The following is a 15,899-nucleotide window of genomic DNA, read 5'->3' as shown; positions in this document are numbered from 1 at the left end:
GATCTTCGGCGCAAGCTCAGAGCTGGCTCGGAGTCGACGCCGCCGGTTCGTCGCGCGGCGGGGTCGACTGCGGGGGTACGGCGGGCAGCAGCACCCGGAAGGTCGTCCCCGGGCCCGAACCGGTCTCCAGCTCGATCCAGCCGCCGTGCGTGTGCACGATCGACGCGGCGATGGACAGTCCCAGGCCGGAACCGCCCCCACCGGCCCGGCCCCGGCTCGGGTCGGCCCGGTAGAGCCGCTCGAAGACCCGGCCGGCGTGCCCGGCGGGGATGCCCGGCCCGTCGTCGTGCACCTCCAGCACGGCGTATCCGTCCGCGTCCGACGCGGAGACCGGCCCCGAGCGGACGACCGGCACGGCCGGCGGGGCGGCGAGCCGACCGACGCGGACGGTCACCCGGGTCGTCGGGCCGGTGTGCTGCACCGCGTTGCCGACCAGGTTCGCGGCGACCTGGCGCAGCCGGTGCTCGTCGCCGAGCACGGTCGGCGTCTCGAAGGTCGGGTCGTGCTCGGCGAGGGTGCTCAGCCGCACCGGCCGGCCCGGCGTGCGGGCGTGCGCGTCCCGGATGGTGTCGGCGGCGATCTCCAGCAGATCCACCGGACGCAGCGCGGGGGTGCGCTGTCGGTCCAGTCGGGCGAGCAGGAGCAGGTCCTCCACCAGCACGCCCATCCGGGCCGCCTCGCTCTCGATCCGGCCCATCGTCTCGTCCAGCACCCGACCGGGTGGGGCGCCCCCGCGCCGGTACAGCTCGGCGAAGCCGCGGATCGAGGTCAGCGGCGTTCGCAGCTCGTGCGAGGCATCCGCGACGAACTGCCGCAGCCGGCGCTCGGAGGCGGCGCGGGCGCTCATCTCGGTGCCGATCCGATCCAGCATCAGGTTGACTGCGGCACCCAGCCGACCGGGCTCGGTGTGCGGGTCGGTGTCGTCCACCCGACGCGTCAGGTCGCCACCGGTGATGCCGGCGACGACCCGCTCCATCCGGGTCAGCGGGCGCAGCCCGAGCCGCACCACCGAAGCGGCCAGCAGGCCGAGGACGAGCAGCACCCCGCCGGTGACCGCGACGTCGATGAGCAGCAGCCGGTCGGCGGTCTGGGTCACCTCGGCCAGGGAGGCGCCGACCACCACGACCGCGCCGGTCCCGCCCACCGGCACGGCGAGCAGCCGCCAGTCCGCGCCGCCGTGGCTGCCGGAGACGGTGTACGGCTGGCCGGCGTGGGCGCGCGCGGTCACCTCGGCCAACGAGCCCGGGTCCGGTGCCGTCTCGCCGGGGGTGCTGCTGCGCTCGGCGTCGCGGGTGCCGTCGGCGCGGTAGAACAGCACGAGCTGGTCCGGCCCGAGCCGGGCGATCCGGCCGGCCGGGCCACCCGGTGGACCGGTGCCCGGTGGACCGGTGCCCGCTGGACCGGTGCCCGCTGGACCGGTGCCCGCTGGACCGGTGCCCGCTGGACCGGGACCTGCTGGACCGGGGCCCGGGCGGGCCTCGCCGGTGAACGGGCGGACCTGTCCGGCGAGTTGCTCGTCGACCCGGTCCACCAGGTAGCTGCGCAGCAGCAGCAGGCCGGCGGTGTTCGCCCCGAGCAGGGCCAGCGTGGCGAGCGCCCCGACGACCAGGACCAGTCGGGAGCGCAGCGTCCAGTGCGACCACGGGCGCACCCGGGGCAGGCGTCTCACTCGTTGCCGCGTGGCAGCCGCAGGGTGTAGCCCACGCCGCGCACCGTGTGGATCAGCGGTGGACCGGACCGGTCCACCTTGCGCCGCAGGTAGTAGACGTACGACTCCACGATCCGCCCGTCGCCACCGAAGTCGTAGTTCCAGACCCGGTCCAGGATCTGCGCCTTGCTCACCACCCGCCCGGCGTTGAGCAGCAGGTAGCGCAGCAGCCGGAACTCGGTGGGCGACAGGTCGACCGGCCGGCCGCCCCGGCGTACCTCGTGGGCGTCGTCGTCCAGCTCCAGGTCGGCGTAGCGCAGCAGCTGGGTGGCCGGGGCCGGCTGCAGCTCCAACCGGGTACGCCGCAGGATCGCCCTGATCCGCAGCACCACCTCCTCCAGGCTGAAGGGCTTGGCCACGTAGTCGTCCGCACCGGCCACCAACCCGGCGACCCGATCCTCGACGGTGTCCCGGGCGGTGAGGAAGAGCACCGGCACCGGCCGACCGGCGGCGCGTAGCCGGCGGGCCACCTCGAAGCCGTCCAGGTCGGGCAACATCACATCGAGGATCACCAGGTCCGGGGCGAACTCCTCCACGCTGGCCAGCGCGGCCCTGCCGGATCCCGCCACCCGCACGTCGTACGCGACGAGCCGCAGGGTGGCGGCCAGCAGGGTGGAGATGTTCGGCTCGTCGTCGACCACCAACAGGCGGGCACGGGCAGGTTCACCCTCGGTGATCGGGGTGGGGCCGGCCGTGGGCGGCCGGAGGATGTCGGTGTGCACCCGAACTGCGTACCGGACCAGCCTCCATGCTGACTGTGCCGCACCTGTGCGCCGCCTGTCACCAGGAGCGCCGCACCAGTTCCCCGGCGGTGATCCCGGAGGTGATCTCGGTGTACTGGCCGCCGCGCAACCCGATGGTGACGGTGCGCGCCGGCCCGCCGTCCGCCGGCAGCACGCTGCCGGTACGGTCCGCGCCGTCGTGCACGGCGGTGGACGGCACGCGCAGCGCGTCCGCCACGGCACCGGTCTGCACCGTCACGGCGGCGCTCTGCCCGACCAGCAGGTCCTCCGGGGCGGTGGCGAAGGACAACACGACGCCGTAGCGGACCATCGTGCCGTCGGCGGTGCCGACCGGGTCGACCTGCACCACGGTCGCCTCGAACGTCTGTTCCGGCCGGTCGGCCAGGGTCAGGGTCGCGCTCTGCCCGACCGCGAGCGCCCCGGCGTCGGCCTCCGGGAACTTCGCCACCACCTGCATGGCGTACGTGTCGGCCAGGGTGATGAAGGTGCCACCCCGGGTAACCTGACTACCCACCGACCCGGCTACGGAGAGCACGGTGCCAGCCATCGGCGCGCTGATGGTGGCGCCGTCGAGGGCCTCCTGCGCCTCGGTGAGGGCGGCTTCGGCCTGGTTGACCCGGCGTTGGGCGGCCAGGATCGGGTCGGTGCCCCGTGCGGTGGCGCCGGCGTCCGCGCCGCAGTCGGCGTCGCTCCTCCCGGGGCCCGCCGGCGCCGGGGACGCGCCCGGTCCACCGGTGGCGGTCGGCACCGGGCCACCGGGCGTACGGCTCGGCGTGGCGGAGCCTGTGGTGGGGCGGGGCGTGGTGCTGCTACCGGGGGCGGGCGTGCCCGTGGCCGGCGTCGCCTCGGGCGTGCCGGTGGGCTGCGGTGAGCGCCAGGCCACCGGTCGTACCCCGGTGCCGGTGGGGCAGCTCGGCGTCGGGTCGTCGGCCTCGTCCCACGCCTCGGTCAGCGCGTCCCGCGCCTCGGCCAGGTCGGTCTTGGCATCCTGGACGCTGTCCGCCGCGTCGGCCAGGTCGGCGTCGGCGATCACCGCGAGCTGCTGGCCGGCCTTGACCACGCTGCCCGGCCGCACGCTGACCGTCTGCACGGTGCCGGCGACGGTGAAGCTGAGGTTGCGGGTGGTGGCCGGCTGGACGGTGCCCGAAGTGGCCACCTCGACCGCGACCGGCCCCCGGTCGACGGCCACGGTCACCGGTCGGGTCGGCGCGTCCGCGGCGTCCGCCGTCCAGGCCCGCACCCCGGCCCCGCCGAGTAACAGCAGCAGGCCGGCGGCACCGGCCGCCCACCACCGGGTCCGCCGGGAACGCCAGCGTCGCTTCAGACCGATCCCCATGGTCGGGCAGTCTGCGCAGCGCGCCTCGCGGCCGGCTCGACCCCACCTCAGAGTTGGCTCGGAACCGGACACCGGTCCGGATGCTCCCCCCGCCGCAGCGCGGGCGACCGGTGGCGCCGATGCCCTGGGCCGCGTTCCGAGGGAACTCCGAGCCGGGTCCGAGCGGCCGACGAGGTACGACCGGTTTCCTGGGCAGCTACCGGATGAAGCCTGAGGAGTACCCGTGCCGTTGACTAAGAGACGCCGTCGGTTGGCGACCGTCATGACCGCCGCAGCCTCGGCGGTGTTGCTGCTGGCGGCCTGCGGCGGTGGATCGGACGACACGCCGAGCGACGCATCGAGCGACGCTGGTGGGGCTGGAAACCCCTTCGCCGCGTACCAGGAATGCCTGCGGAACAACGGCGTGGCGATGCCGACGATGGACCCGTCACGCGGCCCCGGCGGCGCGCGTCCGTCAGGTGCCCCCACCGGTTTCCCGTCCGGCTTCCCGTCCGGTGTCCCCAGCGACCGCCCATCCGGCTTCCCGTCCGGCAGCGCCGACCCGTCGCGGGGCGCAGGGCGCGGCTTCCCGGGCGGCGGCCGGCCGGAGGGCGTCGACGAACAGACCTGGCAGAAGGCACAGGAGGCGTGTGCGTCGGTGCAGCCCAGCGGCCGGCCGGGCGGCCCCGGCGCGTCCGGCGCGCCGGGCGCCCAGCCGGGCGGATCGGGCGACGGGCGGTCCGCCGCCTACCGCACCTGCCTCAGTGACCGGGGCCTGAATCCGGACCAGCTCGTCGACAGCGACGCGAAGACCCGGGAGGCGTTGACCGCCTGCGCGGCGCTCAGCCCGTCCCCGACGACCTGACCACCGCCGCGCACCCGTGTCGAAGGGGTCTGCTGGTGCAGCAGGCCCCTTCGCCTTGGAGAGGTTCCACCTGGCGAGAGAAGGGCTACGACTACGGGGGTGCGGCTGGATCTGCTCGGCGTCCGGGTGGCCGAGCAGATCCAGGATCTCCAGTGAGGTGATCAGGGCTCTACGATGTCGAGGGTGACCTTCGACAGGGGGTGGCCTGTGCACGTCAGCACGTAGCCTTCAGCTTTCTGTCGTGGCGTGAGGCAGTTCGGTGCGTTCTGCGTGACTTCTCCGCTGCGGAGCAGCATCGTGCAATCGCCGCAGTTCCCGACCGTGCACGAGTACGGCATCGGTAGCCCTGCCGCGAGTCCCGCTTCGAGCAGTGTCTGGCCGGGTTCGACCGTCGCCGTACCGATGGGGAATCCGTCCTTCTCGACGGCCATCTCCTGCGGCACGGTCGTCGCGGTCTCGGTATCTGTGTCTGCTCCGCTGGTGTAGCGCTCGTGGTGCACCTGCGGGTCCGGAACTCCGAGTTCGGTCAGCACACCCTGGACGATGTTCATCAACGGTTCGGGGCCGCAGACGAAGTAGTGGGCGTGCCGGGCCGGGGACAGGCCGGTGACCCAGTGGCGGACGCGGTCCGCGTCGAGCCGCCCGTCCCGGTGGGTCAGGACGTGCGTTACCGTCAGCCGGTCGGGCTCGTCCTTCACGAGTCGGGCCAGCTCGTCGGCGAAGATGATCTCATCTGCGCTGTGGCTGCTGTAGAGCAGCGAGATTCGCCCGCGCTCCGACCGGGCAGCGAGCCGAGTACGGATCATGCTCATCATCGGCGTCACGCCGCTGCCCGCCGCGACGAGCACGATCTCGTCCGGGGGCTGTGGCCCGGCGTGGAAGGACCCCGACGGGCCAAGCACCGCGAGACGGTCTCCGGCGCGGAGACTCCGGTGCACGTGGGTGGAGAACCGGCCGCCCTCGACGTGCTTGATGGTGACCTCCAGTCGAGGCGACCCTGGCGGCGACGATGCCGAGTAGGCCCGCCGCACCGGGATGCCGTCGATGTCGCAGACGAGGGTGAAGAACTGGCCAGGCCGGAAGTGGAACGAACCAGGGAGGTCGTCGGCATCCTGCAGCACGAGGGTGACCGTGCTCGGTGTCTCCCTCCGCACCTCGGCGATGCACACCTCCCGCAGGGGACGCTGCGCCCCTCCCCTGTCGGCACGACGTCGGCGCAGCAGGCCAGGGCCACGCCCGCCCGCGCCGGACGCGACATTCTCGTAGCCCTCCTTCCGCAACCCGGCACGGTAGGCACGGTTCATCACCAGCCGCAGCAACCGGGTTATCCCCGGGATCACCCTGACGACCTTCAGCAGGTACGCGGGCGAGCGGCCCTCGGCGTTCGTCGCGTTGGTGGCGAGGTGCTCTCCCGCCAGCGCCATCAGGTCCGGCACCGCGCCGCGGTCGAGGCGTGCGCCGGGCATCCACATCCGGGAGCGGGCCACCGGGGCGTTGCCGGTCACCTCGGCGTGCTCGACGTCGACGAGTAGCGCCAGGTGCGGGGGCAGGCCGCGCAACGCCATCGTCTCCAGCAGCGCCGGATCGTCGGTGATCGCAGCGCGGCCACGGACGTGCAGCACGCCACTGCGTCCCGGGACGAGCGCGGCGAACGAGAGCCGGTCGTCCTCCAGCAGGTTGTGCAGGGTGTCGGCGCGTTTGTTGCCCTTACGATCCGGGATGACGAGCGTGCGGCTGTCCAGGATCCGCGCCACCGTCTGCCGGTCCCCGCGCGGACTCGTGTCACTCCCAGTCGAGGAATCCCAGGTGGACAGGGCGAGGAACGGTGCCGCGGCCAGGAACTCGGCGACGCCCGGTCGGCACAGTGGTCCCTCGCCCGCGATCTCGGCGGCCGGCTCCGCCGGGGCGGGCGGCTGCCACAGGCGGGACCGCAGGACGGCCTGTGCGCAGTGCACGAACGCCTGCGCGATGTCGACGGTCGTCTCCGCGCCCTTGCCCGCCGTGACGGAACCGTTGACGCGCAGGATCTCACCGACGCCTGGCAGGAGGAAGAAGAAGGAGACCGGACCGTTCGGGTCGCCGGGTTCGGGCAGGAGGAACGAGATCCGCGTGGGCGAATGGATGCGGACGAACCCCGGCGTGCCGCCGATGAAGGTCGTCCTGCTGGTGCCATCGGCATCCCGGTAGCCGAAGGCCGCGATCGGACAGTGGGCGAGGATGGTTCGGCATCCCTCGTCGAGCGCGCTGATCTGCTTGAGCATGATCATCGGCATGGGTCGGCCGACGATCGTCTCGACCTCCTCCACGGTCGTCAGCCGGCGCGGAATGCTCACTCGGTCTGTTTGCTGCACGGTGATTCCTCTCAGCCGGGGGTGGACCAGCCCAGGCGCCAGTACCCGAAGAACGAGATGTCCCGCTTGGGCACCCCACGGTCGTTGACCAGATGCCGCCGCACCGTCGTAGCCAGCCGGGACTCGCCCGCGACCCACGTGTAGAAGTCACCGGCCGGCAGCGCCGCGCCGCGCACCGCGTCGAGCACCAAGGTGCCGGGCCGCAGAGCTGCGTCGTCACGGCCGAACCAGTGGATGCGGACGCCGGCAGGTGCCTCGACGGAGCGGACGTCGGCAGCGGACGCCACCTCCAGGTAGACCTCCGTGGCCAGCGACGGCGGCGTTCCGTCGAGAATCGACAGGATGGCAGGCAGTGCAGTCTCGTCGCCGACCAGCAACTGCCCCTGCGCGTGCTCCGGCCGCCGGTACATGGTGCCCATGTCGAAGATCCCCGCCGGATCACCCGGCTCGACTCGGCGTACCCAGGACGACAAGGGCGAGTCAGCGTGCACGGCGAACTCGATGTCGATCTCGTCGTCCGCCGGCCGCGCGCGCCGGATCGTCAGGTTGCGGACCCACGGGCGCGCCGACTTCGGCATCACCATCAACTGGGCCATCCAGGCCTCGTTCGAGACGGTCGGCATGCGCAGGGCGGTCTGTGCCTCGCGGGGGAAGAACAGCCGGACCGCCTGGTCGTTGCCGGCGACGACCAGGTCCCGCACGCCTGGACCACCGAGGGTGACGCTCACGAATCCCGGCGTGAGAAACTCTCGGCGACGCACCTCCAGCGTGATCATCGTGCGTGATCCGGGCCGGCGCACCTTGGGGATCACGGCCTACCACCCACCTCTGGGGTTGGCTTGTTTTCGCAGTTCACGATGCTATTGTGAGCAATAGTTCAGCTCTTTGGCTACTCGCTTTGCGACTCCCGGAGGGGCCTTCCCATGCCGTCGCCCGAACGCCGCCTTCAGCCACGTCGCGAGCCCCTCCAGGTACGCGCCGAACTCACCCGCGAGCGCATCCTCACCGCCGCTGCTCACGTTTTCGCCGAGCACGGCTACGCCGCCGGCACCACCAACCGCATCGCCGAACGCGCTGGCGTCTCCATCGGCTCGCTGTACCAGTACTACCCCAACAAGGACGCCATCCTCGCCAAGCTACTGGTGCGCCACATCGACCGCGGCACCTGGACGCAGGCCGACCGACTCGACCTGTCCCCCGGAAGCCTGAAGGCGACGGTGCGGGCGCTGGTCCGCGACGCCATCGACAACCACGCCGACGATCCGCACCTGCTCCGGATCATGATCGAGCAAGCGCCGGTCTCGAAGGAACTGCTCGACACGATCGACCGGCACGGACGGGCCCGCGTCGCTCAGGTACGGGACCTCCTCGCCCGCCACCCGGACGTCACCGTACGGGACCTCGACACCGCCGCCGAGCTGATCACGTTCACCGTGGAGATCAACGCGCACAAGTTCATGGCCGACCCACGGTCCATCCCGATCGAGACGTTCGAGACCGAGCTGGTGGACATGATCACGCGCTATCTCCACGGTGACCGGTAGCCACTCACCAGCGGGACGCCGTCGGAGACACGTTCGCTTCCCGCCGAGCGTCCCGACCGGCACGACCGGTCGGGACGCTCGCGCCTGACGGCCAGGACCGTCCAGGTGCTGGCGGTAGGGGACACCGGTGTACGCGGTGCCGTGGTCGTCATCTGACGAGGTCTGGTCGGCCTGTCAGAGGGTCAGTTTCCAGCCGTCGATCACGCCCTCGTTGCCACCGAAGAAGTCCTCGACCCGCAGCTTCCAGGTGCCGCCCGTCGACTTCCCCGACAGGTTCACGACGAAGGTCTCGTAGACGTTCGGCAGCCCCATCCCGTTGACGTCCTTGAGCAGGATCGTCTGCCCGTCCGGTGCGACCAGGGAGAGCCTGAGCTCCCGGCCCCACGGGTGACGGACCTTGACCTCCACGTAGCTGCCGGCGGACGGTGCCCGGCCGCAGGCGGCCACGCTGATCGGCGACTCGGCCACGCCGACGTCCGGGATCCGCACGTCGGCGGTGGCGACACCACCGCACGCCGGTGCCGGCAGGTCGGCACCGGCCAGGTTGAGCCGCCACGAGTCGAAGAACCCGGTACCCGAGGGCCCGGAGTCGTCGACGTACAGCTTCCAGGCGCCGTTCGCCGTCTCGGCCGACAGGTCGAAGGTGAACGTGTAGTCGATGTCCCTGCTGCCCTCGCCGGTACGGAGGACGAGGTAGTACCAGGTCCCGTCGGGCGCGGTCAGCCGCACGTCGAGGTCCACGATGGCGGTGTGGTCGAGGTGCACCTCCACCGTGCTGTTGCGGGCGGCGACGCCGGGACAGTCAGTGATCGTGATGGGGATCTCGACGGGACCGTTCCGGGTGAGCCCCGTGTCGGTGCCGTTCGTGCCGACGCAGCCGGGCACGTCGTTGACGCGCAACTGGAACGCCGCCGGACGGATCGCACCTGCCCCGGTGCCGATCACCGTGACGGTGTAGGTGCCGGCCAGCGTCGTCGACGCCGTGCTGATCGTGAGGGTGGTGCTCCCGTTGGAGGAGATGCTCGCGGGCTGGAACGTGGCCGTGACGCCGCCGGGCAGGCCGTTGGCCACCAACGACACCGACTGGGCCGCGCCCCTCGTGACGGTGCCGGTGATCGTGGTCGAGATGGCGCCACCGGCCGTGACGACGCCGCTCGCCGGGGTGGCCGCCAGCGTGAAGTCGTTGGCCGGGAGGGTGGCGCTGACATGGAGCAGCCGGTTCGGCGAGCCGACGCCCGCGTCGGTCACCACCCCGGGTGTGGCGTCGGCCAGGATCAGCGCCGCCGCGCCGGTGACGTGCGGGCTGGCCATCGACGTTCCGGAGGCCGTACGGGTGGCCACGTTGCTGCCGATGTACGCCGAGGTGATGTCGACACCCGGCGCGAACAGGTCCACACACGGGCCGATGTTGGAGAACGACGCGCGCGCGTCGTCGGCGCCGGTGGCGGCCACCGTGATCGCCTCCGGCACCACAGCCGGGCTGGTGCCGCAGGCGTCGGCGCCGTTGTCGTTGCCCGCCGCCACCGCGTAGGTGACGCCATCGGCGATGGATCGCGTCACGGCCTCGACCATGGGCGCATACGTCGGGCCGCCGAGGCTCATGTTCGCGACGGCCAACTCCCCCGGGTCGTGATCGCCGGTCACCCAGTCGACCCCGCCGATCACCTGCCCGATGCTGCCGCGCCCGTCGCAGTTGAGCACGCGTACGGCCACCAGTTGCACGTTCTTGGCCACCCCGAAGGTGGACCCGCCGACCGTGCCGGCCACGTGGGTGCCGTGGCCCTGGCAGTCGGTGGCGTCGGTGTCGTTGTCGACGACGTCCCAGCCGGACACCGCCCGCCCGGCGAACTCGGTGTGGGTCAGATTGATCCCGGTGTCGATGACGTACGCCCGCACGGCCGGCGAGACGCGGGGGTAGGTGAACGAGTTGTCGAGCGGCAGCGCGCGCTGGTCCACCCGGTCGAGGCCCCAGGACGGGGTGGGGCTCTGGATGTCCGACACGGACACCGTGTGGTTCTGCGTCACCGAGGCCACCGCCGGGTCGGCCGCGAGCCGGCGCGCGCCCCGCTCGGACAGCCGGGCCTCGAACCCCCGCAGGGCGTGCCGGTAGACCAGGCCGACGCCGCCGCCCTGCCGCGACGCGAGGGAACGCGCGGTGGCGTCCACGGTGTCGGCCGCGACGGCGGAGTCCCGCAACACGACGATGTACGAGCCGGCCACGGCGGTCGGGCCACCGGCGGCGAGGACCGCGCCCTCGGCCGGAGCGGCCGTCGCGGGCATGACGGTCGCGGTGAGGGCCAGCAGGGTCGCTGCGGCCCCGATGCCGGTCCGGAGGACAGAGGGTCGGCGTTTTCCTGCCGCTGCCATGGTTACCTCCCCTGACGTGCTCCAGGTGCCCGGAGCCGGCCCCGTCGAGCACGTCAGGCGACAGGGTGGGGCGGATTTCCGGAAGCCGTACCGCCAACATCATGGACACCCCGAACACCTCGACACCAAAGATGTCCATCAACTTCTTTACTCGGCAATGATTCTTCGCCGCGTCGACCGCTACTGCGGTTGGACGGGCCGCAGTTGCGGTTTCTCGCCTCGGGAGTCCCGCTGGCTGCCACACTCGTCAGAGTGGGATCCCTCCGTCGCCCGGACCGGTTCCTCCCGACGGCACCGGGCTCGCGTGTCACGCGTCTCGAACTGTTCTACGACCTCGTGTTCGTGTTCGCGTTTCTCAATGTCACGACCGTCCTGGCGGAGCATCTGAGTACGGTGGCGCTGCTCGGCGGGCTGGTGGTGCTGGCGCTGCTGTGGTGGTGCTGGGTCGGCTTCGCCGCACTCGGCAACTACCTGCGGGCCGACCAGGGAGTCGTCCCGCTGGTCGGCGCGGTGACGGTGGCGGCTCTGCTGGTGCTCACCCTGTCGCTGCCCGAGGCTCTGGTCGACCGGCCCGGTGGAGCGCCGGGGCCGCTGGTCTTCGCGGCCTGCTACCTGATCATCCGAGGACTGCAGGTGTTCGTGCTGGTGGCCAAGAGCCAGGACCGGGGCGGGAGCCTGAGACGGTTGGGCCTACCGGTCGTCGTCAGCACGACGCTGATCCTGACGGCCGCGCTACCACCGAATCCGACGGCGACGCCGTGGGCCACGTGGGCGAAGCTCGGATTGTGGACGTGCGCGGTGGGCACCGAGTTCGTCGCCGGCAGCCTCAGGGGCTCCGGCCTGACGGTCGTCTCCGCCGGACACTGGGCGGAGAGGTACGCGCTGATCCTGCTCATCGCGCTCGGAGAGTCGATCATCGCGCTCGGCACCGGGGCGGGGCTGACCACCAACCTGCCGCTGGTCTGGCCGGTGATCACGGCGGTGATCCTCGGCGTCGCCGTCATCGCGGCGCTGTGGTGGATGTACTTCGACTCTCTCGCGCTCGGCCTGGAGCAGACCATGCACCGCACCCGCGATCCCGGCCAGCGGTTCGCCCTCGCCAGAGACGCGTACGTCGTCCTGCACTTCGTGCTGATCGCCGGGGCCATCCTCTTCGCTCTCGGGCTCAAGCGGTACCTGACCACGATCGGCGAGCCGGACCGCGACGCGTGGCTCGTCCGTCCGTCGGACGTCGACGACGGTGTGCTGTTCGGAGGGGTGAGCGTCTACGCCGCCGGCCTGCTCGCGCTGCAGTGGCGCACCGTGCGAAGAATCCGCCCGGCGTTGGTGGTCGCGGCCGTCGTGCTGGGGCTCCTGGTGCCGGCGACCACCTCACTACCCGCGGTCGTCGGACTGGCACTGCTCACGATCGTCTGCCTGACCCTGGTGGTGACCGGGCTACGCCATGCCGACCCGTTCCGCCGACAGGTACGCGAGACGGCCCTGGACGAGCAGCTCGCCGCCGAGCACGAGCAGTCCGCATGGCGACGCCGCCATCTGTGAACACGACAGGTGGTCGGCAGTTCGACGAGGGTGTGTCCGGGAGTCCCTCCCGCCGCCGGTGTCAGGACCAGCCGTACGGCGGTCACGCCCAGCACGCCGAACGGCTGCCGCACGGTCGTCATCGCCGTGCGCCGACGCCGCGCCGGCTCTCCCAGCGGCGGTGGTGGGAGGGCCCGGCACGGCGCGCAGGCGTCACATGTAGAGGGTGTTGGGCTCCAGCCCGCACAGCACCCTGCCGTACAGCTCGGTGTTGACGTCGGGGACGACGAGGCCGTGCAGCGCGGCCGAGGTGATGTCCCGCACGATGCGCTGGATCGGGACGTCGGTGTAGATGGAGGTGCCGCCGCTGGCCATCTGGAAGATGTCGGCGACCTCCTTGGCCAGTCGCGCCGCCTCGCCCTGGTCGGCGCGCACCCGGACCCGCTCCTCGACCGTCCACGCCTCGCCACTGAACGCCTTGTGGTCGACGACCTCGGCGATCCGCCGGGCGTGGAACACCGCCTGGTCGATCTTGTGGGTGGCGGAGCCGACCCGCAGGTGGGTCAGCGGGGCCTCGGCCTGGCTCGGGTAGTCGGTGTAGATGATCTTCCGGTCGGGCAGCCGGTCGAAGAAGGTGTCCCGGGCCGCCTTGGCCAGCCCGGCCAGCATGCCGACCCCGGAGACCGCGGCGACCAGCGTGGCCGGGGTGGAGTAGATCGGAATGTTCCGGTTGGTCGCCGACAGCGTGTCCGGGCCGAGCGCGGCGCCCAGCGGGATGACCCGCTCGGCGGGAAGGAAGACGTCCGTGGCCACCGTCGTGATGCTGCCGGAGCCGCGCAGCCCGGTGGTGTGCCAGTCGTCGACGATCTCCATGTCGGACATCGGCACCATGGTCATGACCGGCTCCGGCTCGGCGCCGTCGCGCAGGATGACGGCCGCCGCCTCCATCCAGTGCGCGTGGTGCGCCCCGCTGACGAAGGGCCACCGGCCGTTGAGGATGTAGCCACCCTCGACCGGGACCATCGTGCCCTTGGGGGCGTTGGTGCCACAGACCCGCACGTCCGGAATCGAGAAGACCTCGTCCTGCACCTCGTCGGGGAACATGCAGACCAGGTAGGTGGGGATCCAGTTCACCATCGCGACCCAGCCCACGGAGCCGTCGATGCGGCCCAGCGCCGTGCCGACCTCGACAAGCGTCGCGCCGTCGCACTCGTAGCCGCCGTAGCGCTTGGGCACCCGCATCCGGAAGATGCCGGCCTCGGCCATCGCCTCGACGGTCGCCTCGTGCAGCCGGCGGTTCTCCTCCGACCAGGCCACATGCTCCCGCAGCACCGGCTCGGCCTTGGCGACGCGGCTGAGGATCTCCTCGCGCGTGGGGGTTTCGGTAATCGTCACCAGTTCCTCCTTGGGCAGGCTCTCCGGCCTCGTGGACCTTGTCCATCCCACGGTCGCACCCGTCACCGCGGGGGAACTTCTTCCGTGTTGCGCCCCGCGTCCTTCGCACGCCGGCACGGTCGCCTCCCCCGCGGCAGGCGAGGTCGGCGACCCGGGTCAGGACGGCAGGCGCATGGTGCGCAGGAAGATCGGCAGCAGCCAGGGCCGCCGGCCGCCCACCCGCAACGCGCCGCCGAGGACCGCGCGTACCCGGGACACCCGGCCGAACAGCATCAGCGTGAAGGTGGCCGGATCAAAGGAGAGCCGGACGTCGGGACGGCGCTCCGTCGGCGCCACCGTCACCCGGCCGTCGATCAGCACCATGGTCACCTCGGGACCGAAGCGGTGCCGGAAGTTCACCGAGATCGGTCCGGGGTGCGCCGGGCCGTCCCGGTCCAGCAGCCGGCCGTAGCCGCGGCGGGTCATGCCGATCATGAACAGGTCGACGAAGAGCGCGGCGTCGGCGGGGTCGACGACCCAGCGCCGACCGAGTGCCCGCGCGATGTCCCAGGCGTGCAGGTTCAGCTCGTTGAGCAGGTGGGCCAGCAGCCCGGCGACCGGCAGCCGGGCCCCGCCCAGCCAGGACACCTCGTGGTCCGGCCCGGCCTCGTCGGCCGCCCGCAGCACCTCCTCGACGTCGGCGCGCAACCGGTCGGCCAGCACCGGCAGCCGCCGCTCGGTGAAGTGCCGCAGCACCTCGGCGTTCATCACCGAGATCGTGTCGACCGTGGTGTGCCGGCGCAGCTCGAGCAGATCGGGCACCGGCAGGTCGGGTGGGGCGCTCCGGACCAGGGCCAGCCCCATCGCCGCGACGCTGCACAGGTGGGCCATGGTGTCCGCCACCGTCCAGTGCGCGGTGGCGGGCCGATCGGGCGGGGCCTCGCAGACGAGGTCGAGCAGTCGCCCGAGGACGACGGGCACGGAGGTACGGACGCGGCGCCACTGGTACGGAGTGACCGACATGAGTCCACGATGGAGGAGCCGGACACCCGGACACTTGTTCGAGGTTGCCGTCCTGCCCGACGGACAGGGCAATCCGGAAGAAGGCAACGGGGGGATCCGTCCCCACAATCCATCCATGACTGACACCGAAAGAAGGCGCGCGGTCCAGCTCACCGCGCACGCCTACCCGCGCACGCGCGGGCGGATCGTCCTGGGCGGCGTCGCGGCGGGAGTCCTGCTGGCGGTGCTGTGGTCGTACGAGTTCGTCGACCACGTGATCGGCGACAACGTCGCCAACACCCTGCTGGGCCACGACGCGAAGACCACCGCCATCGGTGGCACCGTCGCGGGTCTGGTCTTCGCGTTCGTCTCCGGCCTGGCCGGCACCTTCACGGCGTGCAACATCGCGATGGCCGCCGCGGTCGGCCCGATGAGCCAGGCCAGCGACGCCGATGCGACCCGGGCCGGGCTGCGTGTCCTGCTGCGGCCGGTCGGCTGGCTCACCGTCGGGATGGTGGCGGTCGCCGCGACCTACGGCTTCGTGGGCGTGCTGCTCGGCGACCGGCTGCCGCAGTTGTCCACCGACACCGTCGGCGGGCTGCCGGTGCGTCTGGTCCAGTCGATGGTCGTCTTCGGCGTGATCGGGCTCGCCTTCGTCTACCTCGGCCTGGCCGCGCTCGGCACGCTGCCGGACTCGTTCGCGCGTCGCCCGGTCGCCCGGGTGGTGGTGCTCGGCGCGCTGGTCGGCGGGTTCCTCATCGGCCGGCCGTACCCGCTGTTCAACAAGCTGTTCCACTGGGCGGTGGACACCGGCAATCCACTGTACGGTGCGGGCGCGTTCGTGCTCCAGTCGCTCGGCAACATCGCCATCGTCACCGCGTTGTTCGCCCTGGTCATCGTGGCCACCCGGGGCCGGTTCGTGCAGTGGCTCGCCGCCAGCCCGACCCGCACCGCCGCGGTGACCGGGGCACTGCTGATCGCGTTGGGCGTGTTCATGGTCGTGTACTGGGACGTACGGCTGCCCGCGATGTTCGGCTACGGCTGGTTCCCCACCATGCCGTACAACGGATAGGACGGTGGTCGTGCCGGCGGGCGCGGCCCCGCGCCCG

Annotated in this window: 12 protein-coding genes; 4 read left to right on the top strand and 8 right to left on the bottom strand. The window is 71.9% G+C overall.

Features of this window, described 5'->3' with window-relative positions; all coding sequences use genetic code 11:
- Window positions 1-16 precede the first annotated feature (16 nt).
- The 3 genes from ACIG87_RS03275 to ACIG87_RS03265 all read right to left on the bottom strand — a co-directional run bounded on the left by ACIG87_RS03275 (window position 17) and on the right by ACIG87_RS03265 (window position 3,787).
- Complete coding sequence (locus tag ACIG87_RS03275; RefSeq protein ID WP_396847718.1) at window positions 17-1,669, bottom strand: sensor histidine kinase; 1,653 nt, start codon at window positions 1,667-1,669, stop codon at window positions 17-19.
- The gene (locus ACIG87_RS03270) at window positions 1,666-2,385 is read right to left on the bottom strand and encodes a response regulator transcription factor (RefSeq protein ID WP_396848172.1); all 720 of its coding nucleotides are present in this window, start codon (window positions 2,383-2,385) and stop codon (window positions 1,666-1,668) included. Before ACIG87_RS03270 ends, ACIG87_RS03275 begins: the two co-directional genes overlap by 4 nt.
- 103 nt (window positions 2,386-2,488) lie before the next feature.
- On the bottom strand, window positions 2,489-3,787 hold the full coding sequence (locus ACIG87_RS03265; RefSeq protein WP_396847716.1) for an efflux RND transporter periplasmic adaptor subunit: 1,299 nt from the start codon (window positions 3,785-3,787) through the stop codon (window positions 2,489-2,491).
- Window positions 3,788-4,010: 223 nt separating this feature from the next.
- On the opposite strand from ACIG87_RS03265, the gene ACIG87_RS03260 reads away from it, so the two are divergent.
- Window positions 4,011-4,631 (top strand): hypothetical protein, encoded by a 621-nt coding sequence (locus ACIG87_RS03260; RefSeq protein ID WP_396847714.1) that lies wholly within the window; start codon window positions 4,011-4,013, stop codon window positions 4,629-4,631.
- 161 nt (window positions 4,632-4,792) lie between these two features.
- Here the strand turns inward: ACIG87_RS03260 and ACIG87_RS03255 are convergent, their stop codons facing one another.
- Complete coding sequence (locus tag ACIG87_RS03255) at window positions 4,793-6,964, bottom strand: 2Fe-2S iron-sulfur cluster-binding protein (protein ID WP_396847712.1); 2,172 nt, start codon at window positions 6,962-6,964, stop codon at window positions 4,793-4,795.
- 29 nt (window positions 6,965-6,993) lie between these two features.
- A complete protein-coding gene (locus tag ACIG87_RS03250) occupies window positions 6,994-7,758 on the bottom strand; it encodes a siderophore-interacting protein (RefSeq protein ID WP_396847710.1) in 765 nt (254 codons plus the stop codon).
- Window positions 7,759-7,905: 147 nt separating this feature from the next.
- Between ACIG87_RS03250 and ACIG87_RS03245 the strand changes: the two genes are divergently transcribed.
- Window positions 7,906-8,526: a TetR/AcrR family transcriptional regulator gene (locus tag ACIG87_RS03245; protein WP_396847709.1), complete on the top strand. Its 621-nt coding sequence runs from the start codon at window positions 7,906-7,908 to the stop codon at window positions 8,524-8,526.
- Window positions 8,527-8,700: 174 nt separating this feature from the next.
- Here ACIG87_RS03245 and ACIG87_RS03240 read toward each other — a convergent pair whose 3' ends face one another.
- Window positions 8,701-10,893, bottom strand: a complete 2,193-nt coding sequence (locus ACIG87_RS03240; protein ID WP_396847707.1) for a S8 family serine peptidase — start codon at window positions 10,891-10,893, stop codon at window positions 8,701-8,703.
- A gap of 252 nt (window positions 10,894-11,145) precedes the next feature.
- Between ACIG87_RS03240 and ACIG87_RS03235 the strand changes: the two genes are divergently transcribed.
- Window positions 11,146-12,435: a low temperature requirement protein A gene (locus tag ACIG87_RS03235; protein WP_396847706.1), complete on the top strand. Its 1,290-nt coding sequence runs from the start codon at window positions 11,146-11,148 to the stop codon at window positions 12,433-12,435.
- A gap of 192 nt (window positions 12,436-12,627) precedes the next feature.
- Here the strand turns inward: ACIG87_RS03235 and ACIG87_RS03230 are convergent, their stop codons facing one another.
- The gene (locus tag ACIG87_RS03230) at window positions 12,628-13,812 is read right to left on the bottom strand and encodes an acyl-CoA dehydrogenase family protein (protein ID WP_396848170.1); all 1,185 of its coding nucleotides are present in this window, start codon (window positions 13,810-13,812) and stop codon (window positions 12,628-12,630) included.
- Window positions 13,813-13,965: 153 nt separating this feature from the next.
- Complete coding sequence (locus ACIG87_RS03225; RefSeq protein WP_396847704.1) at window positions 13,966-14,811, bottom strand: maleylpyruvate isomerase N-terminal domain-containing protein; 846 nt, start codon at window positions 14,809-14,811, stop codon at window positions 13,966-13,968.
- A 115-nt stretch (window positions 14,812-14,926) separates the two neighbouring features.
- Here ACIG87_RS03225 and ACIG87_RS03220 point away from each other — a divergent pair, with 115 nt between their 5' ends.
- Window positions 14,927-15,862: a hypothetical protein gene (locus tag ACIG87_RS03220; RefSeq protein ID WP_396847703.1), complete on the top strand. Its 936-nt coding sequence runs from the start codon at window positions 14,927-14,929 to the stop codon at window positions 15,860-15,862.
- Window positions 15,863-15,899: the final 37 nt, after the last annotated feature.

The sequence above is a fragment of the Micromonospora sp. NPDC051925 genome (assembly GCF_044548625.1).
GTDB lineage: Bacteria > Actinomycetota > Actinomycetes > Mycobacteriales > Micromonosporaceae > Micromonospora.
Note: the sequence above shows the minus strand (reverse complement) of the source record. Positions and strands in the feature narration are given on the sequence as shown.

Bases quoted from the DNA above. Each gene is read 5' to 3' on its own strand.
- ACIG87_RS03245 (WP_396847709.1), top strand. From the start codon at position 7,906: ATGCCGTCGCCCGAACGCCGCCTTCAGCCACGTCGCGAGCCCCTCCAG.
- ACIG87_RS03250 (WP_396847710.1), bottom strand. From the start codon at position 7,758: ATGATCACGCTGGAGGTGCGTCGCCGAGAGTTTCTCACGCCGGGATTC.
- ACIG87_RS03265 (WP_396847716.1), bottom strand. From the start codon at position 3,787: ATGGGGATCGGTCTGAAGCGACGCTGGCGTTCCCGGCGGACCCGGTGG.
- ACIG87_RS03225 (WP_396847704.1), bottom strand. From the start codon at position 14,811: ATGTCGGTCACTCCGTACCAGTGGCGCCGCGTCCGTACCTCCGTGCCC.
- ACIG87_RS03220 (WP_396847703.1), top strand. From the start codon at position 14,927: ATGACTGACACCGAAAGAAGGCGCGCGGTCCAGCTCACCGCGCACGCC.
- ACIG87_RS03240 (WP_396847707.1), bottom strand. From the start codon at position 10,893: ATGGCAGCGGCAGGAAAACGCCGACCCTCTGTCCTCCGGACCGGCATC.